This window comes from Ruminococcus sp. BSD2780120874_150323_B10, assembly GCF_015553695.1.
GTDB classification, from domain to species: Bacteria; Bacillota; Clostridia; order Oscillospirales; family Acutalibacteraceae; genus Ruminococcoides; species Ruminococcoides intestinale_A.
This window is the reverse complement of the sequence record NZ_JADNHD010000016.1, coordinates 1-13,044: the sequence shown is the minus strand read 5'-3', so window position 1 is coordinate 13,044 and position 13,044 is coordinate 1. Positions and strand designations below refer to the sequence as shown.

Here is a 13,044-nt window from a genome sequence, read left to right as displayed (position 1 = left end):
GCCCATTTTTAAAACAAACAGAAATACAAATCGGAGTTTGAAGCGGAGGTATGTATTATGAATATAGGATTTTGGTCGTGTATAATTTTGGTAATACCATTTCTGATTATAGGTGTGTTATTTGCGATTTTTAAGGAAAAAGCAGCAAAATTTGTTTCAGGATTTAATTCATTTTCTAAAGAAGAACAGGCATTGTATGATAAAGCTCATATCTCTCGTGATATAAGAAATCAGTGCTTTATGTGGGCTATTATAATGTTGGCAGGAGCATTATTATCCTGCTTTTTAACCCCATATATAGCTATACCAACCTATATTATTTGGTTAATTCTGTTTTTTAGAGAAGTCCACTTTGATAATCATAAAGCGTTTGAAAAATATTTATTAAAGTAAATTCAAGTTTGCCAACTTGCCCTTTGAGAGAGGAGAAAGCCTTTTCTCAAAGGGCTTGTGAAATATAAAATATTATGTTAAGATACATAGTATAACGAGTGGGCAATTCCAATCGGGATTGCCCATTTTTAAAACAAACAGAAATACAAATCGAGATTTATGGAGGAGACAATGATGGATAAAAAGACACAAAAAATAGGAGTGATTTGTTCAATTGTACAGATTATATTAAGCATAATATGCTTGATTTATAATGCGATAAATCAAGAAAATATTATAATTTGGGTATTATTTTTATGCTCTGGAATTTTATTGTTAAGCTCGAATATTAGTAAAAACAATAAAAAAGAAGACGAGTGAGGAAGTGCAAATTCCAGTTTGTCAGGTTGTACTTTGAGAGAGGAGAAATCCCTTTCTCAAAGGGATTGTGAAATATAAAATATTATGTTAAGATACATAGTATAACGAGTGGGCAATTCCAATCGGGATTGCCCATTTTTTTAAATGAATAGAAATATAAATCGAAATTTAACGCTTGAAAAAAGGAGAAAGAAACATGGCAAAGAAAGAAGAAAGATTTGAAATTATATTTAGAGACGGAAGCCAGCTTAAAGATGAAGGGGCCCGTCAAATTCTTGTAGATAAGGAGACGGGAGTTAATTACCTTTGTTGGAAATCTGGATACGGGGCTGGTATTACACCTCTTCTGGATTCTGAAGGAAAAGTCATAGTTACTAAGTAAAATTAAAGTTTGTAGAATTAAGAAAATCGGAATTTGTGGAGGATATTAAAATGGCGCAGATAATATGGGATGGCAATAAAAACTGGGAAAACGTTTGGGACGGTAAGCAGCCGTGGGACAGAGAGATTGAAGAAAAAATCATTCCTGAAAATGCAGTTCTAATTGACAGACCAGATGACATAATTAAAGCATCAATTCCATACATGATTATCCCTTGTATTGTATGCTTTGTTGCAATTTTTACAAAAAAGGCGCAATCAGACGAATTTATATTTAATTTATGGTTTATGCCGCTGTCATTTATTATTGGCTTTTTTGTTGCGATGCCGTTACATGAATTTCTTCATGCTATAAGTTATCCAAAGGGGGCAAAAGTTTATATAGGAGTATCTCTAAAACAGTTGAGAGCATATGCTGCATCCTCAGCAGCACTTAGCAGAGGACGATATATAATGATGTCATTGGCACCTTTGATTCCGGGGATAATCTTTCTTGCTGTTTTCGTGGTCTGCCCGATTTCAATGAAGTGGTTGATGACAATATGTGTAGTTCCTTCGTTTATGGGACTAATTTCTCCAGCACCCGATTATATGGATGTTTTAATCATATTGCGAAAGGTACCGAAGGGGGCAATGATCCAGGCAACAGAAAATGGATTGGTTTGGTATCTCTAATACGACAGATTCCAGTTTGTCGAACACATGAAAATTTGAAGTTTCGTAAGGATTTTTAAAACTGTCTCATTGTATGGTTTCGTTTATTAAGATATGATTGGTTTGGAGGTGATACATTATGGCAAATGAAGATAAAAAAGATTTTAATGCTATGCTTATGGATAGCAAGGATATGCCAAAAGTTCAAATCATAACAGATGAAAAGAGCATCGAAAAATATGGTGGAGATAAAATGTATTTTGCCCCACCTATTGACTACGACAAAGTAATGCGACTTGTGCCTTGTGGAAAATTACTTACAGTAGGTACAATAAGGGAATTCTTTGCTAAACAAAATGGTGCTGATTTTACAGAGCCAATTACAGCTGGAATTTTTGTTTCGATAGTTGCATGGGCGAGTTATCAGCGTGCAGAAGATAAAACCCCTTATTGGAGAACATTAAAAGCAAAAGGGGAATTAAATGCAAAGTATCCAGGAGGCGTTGAGGCACAAAAGGAGATGCTTGAAAAAGAGGGACATATCGTAATCCAAAAAGGTAAAACCAATATTAAGTATTATGTTAAGGACTACGAAAAAGCATTATTTACATTGTAATAGATAATGTGAAAATCCCAGTTTGCCAACTTGCCCTTTGAGAGAGGAGAAAGCCTTTTCTCAAAGGGCTTTTTATTTGAATTGACTTTAACATATCAAATGTTATAATATAAAAAAACAATAAATTAAATAAGGGTATTGATATGAAGCGGCTGAAAGAACACCGCAGTTATCGGAAAATCTGTTAAATGTTTTGGAAAACTCTGTTCGAGCTATGCATCATTTTTTATCTGATACAGAGGTAAAAGCAAATTAAAAAATATGTTTCGCAGGCTTTGAGTAAGGTTGAGCATTTAATTATTGCCGAAAATGAATTTAATAAAATTATCGCATTTATGGGGACTGAAAACAATAGGCTTGAAATGTTGTTTATTTGTTCGGCGGAAAGAGGAAAAGGTATTGGCAAGCAACTTTTGAAATACGGTATTGAAAAATTCGGTATAAAAGAAGTTACCGCCAATGAACAAAATCCGCAGTCGGTAGGATTTTATAAACATATGGAATTTGTAACATATAAAAGAACCGATTATGATGAAGAGGGAAATCCGTATCCTCTTTTATATATGAAAATAGTTTAATAAATTCAAATTATATGAATGGGGATATGGAAATGAGTACATATTGTATGAAAAACAAAAAATATCGGAAACCGGTTTTGATTTTAACGGTTTTGTTTTGCGTAAGTCTTACGGGCTGTACAAAGATATATAACGGAACAGATGAACTTACAGAAAAAGCCCGAAAGGAAATGCCTGTTTCGGATTTTGAAACAACGGATATACAATATGCTGGAATGAGTGTTGCCGATAATAAGGCTTTGGCTTGGTTTATTTCAGGCAATGAATATCAGGCACATTATTATCTCCCGATGGAAGTAGAAGTAAAAGGCGACGATAAATATTCGTTTGTCAGAACTTATAAACCTATGAATGGCGAAACGGATAATATCGCAATCCTTAATTGGAACGGCGGATATTCATTTGTAGTAAATAATTCCGATTGTGCGTCGGTTAAAATTACAGGGGAAAACGGTATTTATGAAGAAAAAGTAAAAGAAGTTCCTTATGTGTTTTATTATCCGTCAATTCCGTCACAGTATGTTTTTCTTGATTCCGACGGAAATGAATTAACTTAATAACTTTACTAAAAAACAGCTTTTTGAGATATGTATTATGTATTTCTCAAGAAGCTGTTTGTATTTGAAAGAAAATTTTTGCACAGTACTGTTTTTTGTATACCTTATATGTTATTATTAAAACATATAAATTACGAACGGCAGGTGATCTTTGATGTATTTAGATACTTTTACATTACCGATTGATTTTGAAGAACCGATGATTCAAAAACAATGTGAACGCAACGGCGGCATTTACGGTTATATAGATAACACATACCCGTGCAGAATGTTCGGAAATCGTGAACTTTATGAGATTTCATTTAAAAATGTAACGATTTTTTACGGCGGCAACGGTTCGGGAAAAAGCACACTTTTAAATCTTATTGCTCAAAAACTTGAGCTAAACCGCATCGCTCCGTTTAATTCAAGCGAATTATTTGATGAATATGTAAAAAATTGTGAGTATTCTCTCGGCTACGATGATGAGGGGTTCAAGCACAAAATACCTGACGGCAGTCGTATTATAACAAGCGATGATATTTTTGATTATATGCTCACTATTCGTACAAATAATGACGAAATTTCCGAGAAAAAGGACATTGCCCGTGATGAGTACGGTGCTTTAAAGTATGGCAAAAGTATAAGGTTCAGCGGAATGGACGATTACGAGCAGTTTAAAATGCAGGTTATGTCACGCAGGAAATCGGTGTCACGCAGAAAGTTTATTGAAAAAACTGCGGGCAAGGAAACCGAACTTTTCAGCAACGGAGAAACTGCTCTGAAATACTTTAAAACAAAGCTGAAAAACGACAAGTTGTATTGCCTTGATGAGCCGGAAAACAGTATGTCGGCAAAAATGCAGTTAAAACTTGTAAAAATGCTTGAAGAACTGACCCGATATTGCGGCTGTCAATTGATAATTGCCACACACTCGCCGTTTTTGCTTGCTATGGACAATGCAAAAATTTATGACCTCGACTCAAACCCGGTTGAAGTAAAAGATTGGTGGGAACTTGAAAATACAAAGATTTACTATGAATTTTTCAAAAAACACAGCAATCTTTTTGAAAATGATATATAAATAAACAAATATAATCTTTTGTATATTCGTGTTCTAAATAATAAAAATTTTCCCATAAACCTCTTGATTTTTGCGGTCAAGAGGTTTATACTATGTAAAATTTATCTATGCGGAAAGGGATTTGTAAATGAGAATTGAAAAAATAAAATCTCCGTTTGACAATTTAATGCTCGAAGTTGCTGTTTCAGAAACGAAAACACAGCCAAAGGCTATAGTTCAGTTTTCACACGGAATGTGCGAGCATAAAGAACGATATTTTGAATTTATGAATTACCTTAATGATAACGGCTATGTATGCGTTATTCACGACCACAGAGGTCACGGTGCAAGTGTGATAAACGAGGGAGAATTCGGCAATTTCTATACAGAGGACATCAGTGCCGTTATAGATGATATGCACGCTGTAACCAAATATATAAAGAAAAATTATCCGAATCTGCCGTTATATATTTTCAGCCACAGTATGGGCACACTTGTTGCACGAAATTATATGAAAAAGTATGAAAAGGAAATTGACAAAATTGTTCTTTGCGGCCCGCCTACCCATAACGGCAATGCAAGTTTCGGGCTTTTTCTTTCAAAAATTTTAAAACCTTTTTACAAAGAGCAGGCGCCCAATAAATTGCTGAACAACGGAACTTTTATCGGATACAACGAAAAGAATGCCGAACCTAATTCTTGGATAACGGAAAATAAAGACAATGTCAGAGCGTATAACGAGGACGAGCTTTGCGGTTTTGTGTTTACCACAAACGGTTTTATAAATCTGTTTAAACTGCAATTAAGCGCATTTGATTCGGATGATTGGGAAGTTTATAATAAAAGATTACCGATTTTTGTAATAGCAGGTGAAAATGACCCTGTTATTCAATCAAAAAAGAAATTTAACGCACTTATAGTTTTCTTAAAAGAACTCGGCTATGCAAACATCAGCCAAAAACTGTATAAAAACAATCGTCACGAAATTCTTAACGAGAAAAATAAATCGGATATTTACAAGGATATTCTGAATTTTTACGAAAATTGAAAAATGTATTGACATATTATTTTTGCAATGTTAATATACTGATAATATTTAGACAAAAGCATTGATAAGGAGGAGTACTTACTTTTTGACTCTGCAGAGAGGGAATGGTCGGTGAAAATTCCCGTGGCGGAAGTAAGGAAGGTAGCCTTTGAGCTTTGAACCGAACAAAGTTATTTTCAGTAGGCTTCAACGGCAGTTCCCACCGTTATAAGGGAGGCAATATCGGATAATTTGATTATCCCGCATTGTTTAAGTGCAGAAACTGTATTTCTGAATTTAGGTGGTACCACGGATTTTATTCGCCCTAAGCTTTTTGGCTTGGGGCTTTTTATTTTGCCTGAATGTTAAATTTATTTTAGCGGAGGATGCAACTATGCAGACAAAAATTGATTTAAAAAAACTAAGGCTAAGACCGTACAAAAAATGTGACGCAAAATTTATTGTGAAGTGGAGCAAAGACGAAGTTGCTTTCAGAAAGTGGTGTTCTGACAGGTGGCAGACATATCCGATTACCGCCGAAGATATGAACAGAAAATACTGTGATAATAACGGCGACTGCATTGATGAGGATAATTTTTACCCTATGACATTAATTGATAACAACACTGTCGCAGGTCATCTCATTTTAAGATTTACAGATAAAGAACGAACAATATTACGCTTTGGATTTGTAATTACGGACGATTCTAAAAGAGGATTGGGATACGGAAAGGAAATGCTCAATCTTGCGCTGAAGTATTCGTTTGAAATATTGAAAGTCAATAAAATTACTCTCGGAGTTTTTGATAATAACCTTGCGGCTTATCATTGTTATAAATCCGTCGGATTTAAAGAAATTGAAAATGAAAACAAGGAAGAAAACTGCTTTTGCGGTGAAATATGGAGTGCTTCCGAAATGGAAATGACAAAAGATGATTATTTTAATAAAAGGTAAATTTATTGCACACCTATGAAAGAAGTAGTATAATAAATTTGTTGATTATTGCAAAAAATATTAATTTTCGGAGTGATAGTTGTGAATATAAGAAGAGCAGAGGAAAAGGATATTTTGCAGATTGAAGAATTGCTTTATCAGGTGCATAAGGTTCATTCGGACAAAAGACCTGATTTATTTATTCCGGGTTCAAAAAAATATACAACAAACGAATTAAAAGAAATTTTAGCGGATGACGAAAAGCCTGTTTATGTTGCAGACAATGACGGAGTAATTTTGGGATATGCCTTTTGTGTTTATCAAAGGCATTGCACAAAATCAAGCAATTACACAAGTCTTTATATTGATGATTTATGTGTTTCCGAAAACTCAAGAGGTCTAAAAATCGGTACACGGCTTTATGAGTATGTACTTGATGTTGCCAAGAAAAACGGCTGTCATAATCTTACCCTTAATGTATGGGAATGTAACGAATCCGCCAAGAAGTTTTACGATAAATGCGGATTGAAAATTCAGAAATACGGTATGGAGCAGGTGCTTGATTAGTTATAAAGTTATTGAACAAAACTGTTGGTAAAGGTGAATTTTAGAAAGAAAACAATAGCTTAAGGTTCCAAGGTCACTGACCTTGGTCGTTTGGGGAAATGGGATACTTAAGGGAAAAGGGCATCGAAAGCCCTGTTCCCTTAAGCGTGCTTTCTTTTGGAGCTTTTCTTTTCACGCAAAAGAAAAGCGGAATCGGTAGGCATTTTAAATTAAGCAAATGCATAATAAAGGGAAAATACTTTAATCTATGATTTTAAATTATCTTACTCTGTTCATTTATAAAATACAGGAAATGTTACTTACTAACTTGATTTTATGCACTTATTGTGCTAAGATTATATTACTAAACAGTTTTCACACCTGTTGTTTAGAATAAAACTTATAGAGGTAAATCGGTGCGGCTTTGCATTGATTTATTAACAATTATAAAGTGAGGATAATAAAATGAAAAGTGATGTAATTAAGGTTGGCGTTAATGCCGCACCGCAGCGCTCACTTCTGAACGCTCTCGGTCTTACTGAAGAAGAAATGAAAAAACCTCTTATCGGTATTGTCAGCTCTAAGAACGATATTGTTCCGGGACATATGAATATAGACAAGATTGTTGACGCTGTAAAGCAGGGTGTTGCTCTTGCAGGCGGTGTTCCTATTGTTTTCCCTGCAATTGCTGTTTGTGACGGTATTGCTATGGGTCACGAGGGTATGAAGTATTCGCTTGTTACCCGTGAACTTATTGCCGACTCAACAGAGGCTATGGCAAAGGCTCATGCATTTGACGCTCTTGTTATGGTTCCTAACTGTGATAAGAATGTTCCGGGTCTTTTAATGGCTGCCGCAAGAATTAATGTTCCTACCGTTTTTGTAAGCGGCGGTCCAATGCTCGCAGGTCATGTAAAGGGTAAAAAGACAAGCCTTTCAAGTATGTTTGAGGCTGTAGGCGCTTACACGGCAAACAAAATTTCTGCAGAGGAACTTTGCGAGTTTGAGAACAAGGCTTGCCCGTCATGCGGTTCTTGTTCGGGTATGTACACAGCAAACAGTATGAACTGCCTTACAGAGGCTATCGGTATGGGCTTGCAGGGTAACGGTACAATTCCTGCCGTTTATTCAGAGAGAATCAAACTTGCTAAACACGCAGGTATGAAGGTTATGGAACTTCTCGAAAAGAATATCCGTCCGCTCGACATTATGACAGAAAAGGCATTTATGAATGCTCTTACAGTTGATATGGCTCTCGGTTGTTCAACAAATACAATGCTTCACCTTCCTGCTATCGCTAAAGAGGCAGGCGTTAAACTTAACCTTGATATTGCAAATGAAATCAGCGCAAAGACACCTAACCTTTGTCACCTTGCTCCTGCAGGTCATACATATATGGAAGACCTCAACGAGGCAGGCGGTGTTTACGCTGTTATGAACGAACTTACAAAACTCAATCTCCTTAACACAGACCTTATCACAGCTACAGGCAAGACTGTTGCAGAGAACATTGAGGGTTGCGAGATTAAAGACACAGACATTATCCGTCCTGTAACAAATCCGTACAGCACATCAGGTGGTATCGCTGTTCTTAAGGGTAATCTTGCTCCCGACGGCTGCGTAGTTAAGAGAAGTGCAGTTGCTCCTGAAATGTTACAGCACAAGGGCAGCGCAAGAGTATTTGACTGCGAGGAGGACGCTATTGAGGCAATTCACGCAGGCAATATTAAGCCTGGTGATGTTGTTGTTATCCGTTACGAAGGTCCTAAGGGTGGTCCGGGCATGAGAGAAATGCTTAATCCTACATCTGCTATTATGGGCAGCGGCCTCGGCCATTGTGTAGCTCTTATTACAGACGGCCGTTTTTCAGGCGCTACAAGAGGCGCTGCAATCGGTCATATTTCACCTGAGGCAGCAGTCGGCGGTCCTATCGCACTTGTTGAAGAGGGCGATACAATTGAAATCGACATCAACGCAAATACTATCAATTTACTTATTTCTGACGAAGAGTTTGCTAAGCGTAAAGCCGAATGGAAACCTCGTCAGCCAAAGATTACAACAGGCTACCTTGCCCGTTATGCAAAACTTGTAACATCGGGTGCACAGGGTGCAGTTCTTGAGTAATATTGAATTGGTGTAATTGCACAAAAAACCTTTCAGATTTTTATGTTTTAAACATTTAAATTTTATAAAATAAGCAATTTGCACAATTAACTCCTTGTCTTATTAGGCAAGGAGTTAATTTTTTAGCTTATCGTCAAATTTCTATTGTAAGATTTATACAAATATGCTATAATTGACAAGTAAGTTGATTACTAATTGTCGAAAACGCTTAAGATTTGAATATATATCCCGAAAGGAGTGTTTCTTTTGAAACAGTACAATGCTAAAAAAATATTAAACATTGCCCTTGCAGGTCACGGTGGATGCGGTAAAACATCTGTTGCCGAGAGTATGATATATCTTGCAAAGGCATCTGAAAGACTTGGTAATATTGCAGACGGTAATACCGTTCTTGATTATGACAGTGAGGAAATCAAGCGCCAAACTTCAATTTTAACCTCGGTTGCTCCCATTGAATGGAAAAATACCAAGATAAATATTATAGATACTCCCGGTTTGTTCGACTTTGAGGGCGGTGTAGCAGAGGGTATGCGTGCCGCCGATTCAGCGCTTATCGTTGTATCTGGCAAAGACGGTGTAAATGTCGGTACCGAAAAGGCTGTTAAAGCTGCCACCAAGGCAGGCCTTACAAAGATTTTCTTCGTAAACGGTCTTTGTGACGAAAGCGCCAGATTCTACCGTGTATTTGAGAGTTTAAAGGCTACATTCGGCCCTACTGTTTGTCCTGTTGTTGTTCCGTACATTGTTGACGGTCAGGCAAATACATATGTAAATCTTTTTGATTATAAGGCTTATAAATATGATACAGACGGTTCTGTAGTGCAGACTCCGCTTCCTGATATGGGCGACAGACTTGAGGGCTTGCGTGAGGCTATTAAAGAGGCTGTTGCGGAAACAAGCGAGGAGCTGCTCGACAAGTTTATTATGGGTGAAGAATTTACTCCGGAAGAAATTATACTCGGCGTAAGTAAGGGTGTTAAAGACGGTACAATTTGCCCTGTATTCTGCGGTGACGCACACAATACATTTGCTTTTGATCAGCTTTTGAACAGCCTTGTATGGCTTGCACCTACAGCTGCCGATAAAGGTGACGAAATTGCTGTTGATGTTGACGGCGAACCTGTTGAAATCAGCGTTAATGAAAATGCAGCGGCTGCCGCAGTTGTATTTAAAACAGTTGTTGACCCGTTTGTAGGTAAACTTTCTTATGTTAAGGTTGTATCGGGAAAAGTCAGTGCCGATACTCCGCTTGTAAATATGAGAACAGGCACACAGGAGAGAATAGGAAAGGTTCTTACCGTAAGAGGTAAAAAACAGGTTGAAACCGATTATATAGGCGCAGGCGACATCGGTGCTATTCCAAAACTTGCGTCTGTAAAAACAGGCGACACACTTTGCTCACCGCTCAGAAAAGTAGTGCTTGAGGGTATTGATTATCCTGTATCATCATATACAATGGCTATTTATCCTGTCACAAAGGGCGATGAAGACAAGGTAGCACAGGGACTTGCAAAGCTAAGCGAGGAAGACCCTACTATTAAATATGTAACAAATCACGAAACACACGAAATGCTTATTTCAGGCTTGGGCGAGCAGCATCTTGATGTTGTAATTTCAAAGTTAAAGTCAAAATTCAATGTAGAGGCGGTTCTTAAAAAGCAGAAAATCGCATATCGTGAAACTATCAGGAAAAAAGTTTCGGCACAGGGCAGATATAAAAAGCAGTCAGGCGGTCACGGTCAGTTCGGCGATGTTTGGATTGAGTTTGAGCCTTGCGAGAGCGAAGGTCTTGAATTTGCGGAAAGAGTTGTCGGCGGCGCAGTTCCTAAAAACTTCTTCCCGGCAGTAGAAAAGGGTTTGCGTGATTCCATTAAAAAAGGTGTGCTTGCAGGTTATCCGATGGTAGGTATCAGAGCTACACTTTATGACGGTTCGTATCATCCTGTTGACTCTTCGGAAATGTCGTTTAAAACTGCCGCAAGTATGGCATATAAAAACGGTATTCCAAACGCATCTCCTACACTTCTTGAGCCAATCGGCTCTCTTAAGGTTACATTGCCCGACTCAAATATGGGTGATGTAATGGGTGAAGTAAACAAGCGCAGAGGCAGAGTGCTCGGTATGACTCCTGCCGAGGACAGCGGTATGCAGATTGTTGAGGGCGAAGTTCCTATGGCAGAGATGGATAATTTCGCAACCTATCTTCGTCAGGTTACGCAGGGCAGAGGAAGTTATGAATTTGCTTTTGCAAGATATGAAGACGCTCCGGCAAATGTTGCTCAAAAGATAATTGAAAAAGCTAAGGCTGACGCTGAATAAGCAAAATAACTTTATAATTTTATCAAATCCCGTTGCATTTCTTTGCAATGGGATTTGTTTCTCTTGACTAACTTTGATGTGCTGTGCTAAATTATTGTTAATGCCATTATATGGTGTAGTTTATTTGTTAAGTGGTGTTTTTAGTTGTTGGATTTAGTGCTTTCAAAGTTTATAAAAAATTATGATGACATAAAAAATCCGCAGGTGCGTTCGTCTTGCGGTAATTTTTCGGGTGTAGTCGGAATAATACTGAACCTCATTTTGTTCAGTGCAAAGCTTTTGTCGGGGATACTCACCGCATCAATTTCCGTAACTGCAGACGCATTCAATAACTTGTCTGATGCAGGCAGTTCGGTTGTAACATTCTTGGGATTTAAACTTGCCAACAGACCTGCCGATGAAGAACATCCCTACGGTCACGGCAGATATGAATATGTGGCGGGTTTGGGAATATCGTGTGCAATTATCCTTGTGGGTGTGGAACTTTTGAAATCGTCAATTGAAAAAATTATTAATCCCGAAGAAAGCACAGCAATTACTTTGTTGTCGGTATGTATTCTTATCGGCTCAATCTGTGTAAAGCTGTGGATGTTTTTCTTCAACAGGGCAATGTCAAAAAAGATTTCTTCGTCTGCTCTTAAGGCAACGGCAATGGATTCTCTCACCGACTGTATTGCTACTTCGGTAGTTTTAATAGGTTTGGGCATATCTGCCGTAACAGGTGTGAATATCGACGGTTGGCTCGGTTGTGCCGTAGCCGGATTTATTCTTTATACGGGTATAAGCACTTTTAAGGAAAGTCTTTCACCTTTGCTCGGAAATACTCCCGACCCGGAATTTATAGACGAAATCAGAGAAATTGTGCTTTCTACCGAACTTATAACGGGTATTCACGATTTGCTCATTCACGATTACGGTCCGGGAAGATGTATAATTTCTTTCCATGCGGAAGTTCCTTACGATGTCGATATTTTAAAGGCACACGATGTAATCGACAGACTTGAAAGAAAAATACAGGAAAAGTATAATTGCGTGGTTACTATTCATATGGACCCGATTGCGGTTTCCGATGAATATACTATTGAATTAAAAGAAAAGATAAACGAGTCGCTTGACAGTATTGACAGCGCACTCAGCCTGCACGATTTCAGAATTGTAAAGGGAGAAGAACATCAGCGTGTACTTTTTGACCTTGTGGTTCCGCCTGAATGTAAATTAAAAGAAACAGATGCGTTAAATGCCGTGAAAGAAAAAATATCGCAGATTGATGAAAAACTTATCCCGATAATACATATTGATAAAATTTGCCTTGAATGTGGCGGAAATATTAAATTATGATTTAGCAAAACACTTTATTAAGCGATTATAAAAGTTTGGCTAAAACCGTGCGTTAAATCGCAAAACTTACTGATAAAAGCAATCAAGCTGTTTGATAATGAACTGACCCCAAAAAGTTAGACAAAGTTATAAAGAAATAATTATGCAAAGCGACTAAGAGAGATCTTGGTCGCTT

14 protein-coding genes and 1 other annotated feature are annotated in these 13,044 nt (G+C 37.4%); all 14 genes read left to right on the top strand.

Annotated features, from left to right (window positions below; all coding sequences use genetic code 11):
- Nucleotides 1-57 precede the first annotated feature (57 nt).
- The 14 genes from I2E21_RS10030 (at nt 58) to I2E21_RS09965 (ending at nt 12,869) form a co-directional block, all read left to right on the top strand.
- Nucleotides 58-393, top strand: coding sequence for a DUF3784 domain-containing protein (locus tag I2E21_RS10030; RefSeq protein WP_195411230.1), 336 nt, complete (start codon nt 58-60; stop codon nt 391-393).
- A gap of 171 nt (nt 394-564) precedes the next feature.
- Complete coding sequence (locus tag I2E21_RS10025; RefSeq protein ID WP_195411229.1) at nt 565-753, top strand: hypothetical protein; 189 nt, start codon at nt 565-567, stop codon at nt 751-753.
- A gap of 196 nt (nt 754-949) precedes the next feature.
- Nucleotides 950-1,135, top strand: coding sequence for a DUF6440 family protein (locus I2E21_RS10020; RefSeq protein ID WP_195411228.1), 186 nt, complete (start codon nt 950-952; stop codon nt 1,133-1,135).
- A gap of 50 nt (nt 1,136-1,185) precedes the next feature.
- Nucleotides 1,186-1,809, top strand: coding sequence for a DUF3267 domain-containing protein (locus I2E21_RS10015; protein ID WP_022233853.1), 624 nt, complete (start codon nt 1,186-1,188; stop codon nt 1,807-1,809).
- Nucleotides 1,810-1,927: 118 nt separating this feature from the next.
- Nucleotides 1,928-2,404 (top strand): MGMT family protein, encoded by a 477-nt coding sequence (locus I2E21_RS10010; protein WP_015512791.1) that lies wholly within the window; start codon nt 1,928-1,930, stop codon nt 2,402-2,404.
- Between the two features lie 275 nt (nt 2,405-2,679).
- Nucleotides 2,680-2,982: a GNAT family N-acetyltransferase gene (locus I2E21_RS10005; RefSeq protein ID WP_022233854.1), complete on the top strand. Its 303-nt coding sequence runs from the start codon at nt 2,680-2,682 to the stop codon at nt 2,980-2,982.
- 47 nt (nt 2,983-3,029) lie between these two features.
- Nucleotides 3,030-3,539 (top strand): hypothetical protein, encoded by a 510-nt coding sequence (locus tag I2E21_RS10000; RefSeq protein ID WP_195411227.1) that lies wholly within the window; start codon nt 3,030-3,032, stop codon nt 3,537-3,539.
- 154 nt (nt 3,540-3,693) lie between these two features.
- Nucleotides 3,694-4,602, top strand: coding sequence for an AAA family ATPase (locus tag I2E21_RS09995; protein ID WP_195411226.1), 909 nt, complete (start codon nt 3,694-3,696; stop codon nt 4,600-4,602).
- 127 nt (nt 4,603-4,729) lie between these two features.
- Complete coding sequence (locus I2E21_RS09990; protein ID WP_195411225.1) at nt 4,730-5,629, top strand: alpha/beta hydrolase; 900 nt, start codon at nt 4,730-4,732, stop codon at nt 5,627-5,629.
- Between the two features lie 52 nt (nt 5,630-5,681).
- Nucleotides 5,682-5,939: a binding site (T-box leader), on the top strand.
- Nucleotides 5,940-6,002: 63 nt separating this feature from the next.
- Complete coding sequence (locus tag I2E21_RS09985; protein ID WP_195411224.1) at nt 6,003-6,563, top strand: GNAT family protein; 561 nt, start codon at nt 6,003-6,005, stop codon at nt 6,561-6,563.
- 81 nt (nt 6,564-6,644) lie between these two features.
- A complete protein-coding gene (locus I2E21_RS09980) occupies nt 6,645-7,109 on the top strand; it encodes a GNAT family N-acetyltransferase (protein ID WP_022233859.1) in 465 nt (154 codons plus the stop codon).
- Nucleotides 7,110-7,553: 444 nt separating this feature from the next.
- Complete coding sequence (gene ilvD, locus I2E21_RS09975) at nt 7,554-9,212, top strand: dihydroxy-acid dehydratase (protein WP_186935798.1); 1,659 nt, start codon at nt 7,554-7,556, stop codon at nt 9,210-9,212.
- 246 nt (nt 9,213-9,458) lie between these two features.
- Nucleotides 9,459-11,531 carry an elongation factor G gene (locus I2E21_RS09970; RefSeq protein ID WP_186935799.1) on the top strand — a complete coding sequence of 691 codons (2,073 nt, stop codon included), beginning with the start codon at nt 9,459-9,461 and terminating at the stop codon, nt 11,529-11,531.
- A gap of 144 nt (nt 11,532-11,675) precedes the next feature.
- A complete protein-coding gene (locus I2E21_RS09965) occupies nt 11,676-12,869 on the top strand; it encodes a cation diffusion facilitator family transporter (RefSeq protein WP_195411223.1) in 1,194 nt (397 codons plus the stop codon).
- Nucleotides 12,870-13,044 lie beyond the last annotated feature (175 nt).

Bases quoted from the DNA above. Each gene is read 5' to 3' on its own strand.
- I2E21_RS10030 (WP_195411230.1), top strand. From the start codon at position 58: ATGAATATAGGATTTTGGTCGTGTATAATTTTGGTAATACCATTTCTG.
- I2E21_RS10025 (WP_195411229.1), top strand. From the start codon at position 565: ATGATGGATAAAAAGACACAAAAAATAGGAGTGATTTGTTCAATTGTA.
- I2E21_RS10020 (WP_195411228.1), top strand. From the start codon at position 950: ATGGCAAAGAAAGAAGAAAGATTTGAAATTATATTTAGAGACGGAAGC.
- I2E21_RS10015 (WP_022233853.1), top strand. From the start codon at position 1,186: ATGGCGCAGATAATATGGGATGGCAATAAAAACTGGGAAAACGTTTGG.
- I2E21_RS10010 (WP_015512791.1), top strand. From the start codon at position 1,928: ATGGCAAATGAAGATAAAAAAGATTTTAATGCTATGCTTATGGATAGC.
- I2E21_RS10000 (WP_195411227.1), top strand. From the start codon at position 3,030: ATGAAAAACAAAAAATATCGGAAACCGGTTTTGATTTTAACGGTTTTG.
- I2E21_RS09995 (WP_195411226.1), top strand. From the start codon at position 3,694: ATGTATTTAGATACTTTTACATTACCGATTGATTTTGAAGAACCGATG.
- I2E21_RS09990 (WP_195411225.1), top strand. From the start codon at position 4,730: ATGAGAATTGAAAAAATAAAATCTCCGTTTGACAATTTAATGCTCGAA.
- I2E21_RS09985 (WP_195411224.1), top strand. From the start codon at position 6,003: ATGCAGACAAAAATTGATTTAAAAAAACTAAGGCTAAGACCGTACAAA.
- ilvD (WP_186935798.1), top strand. From the start codon at position 7,554: ATGAAAAGTGATGTAATTAAGGTTGGCGTTAATGCCGCACCGCAGCGC.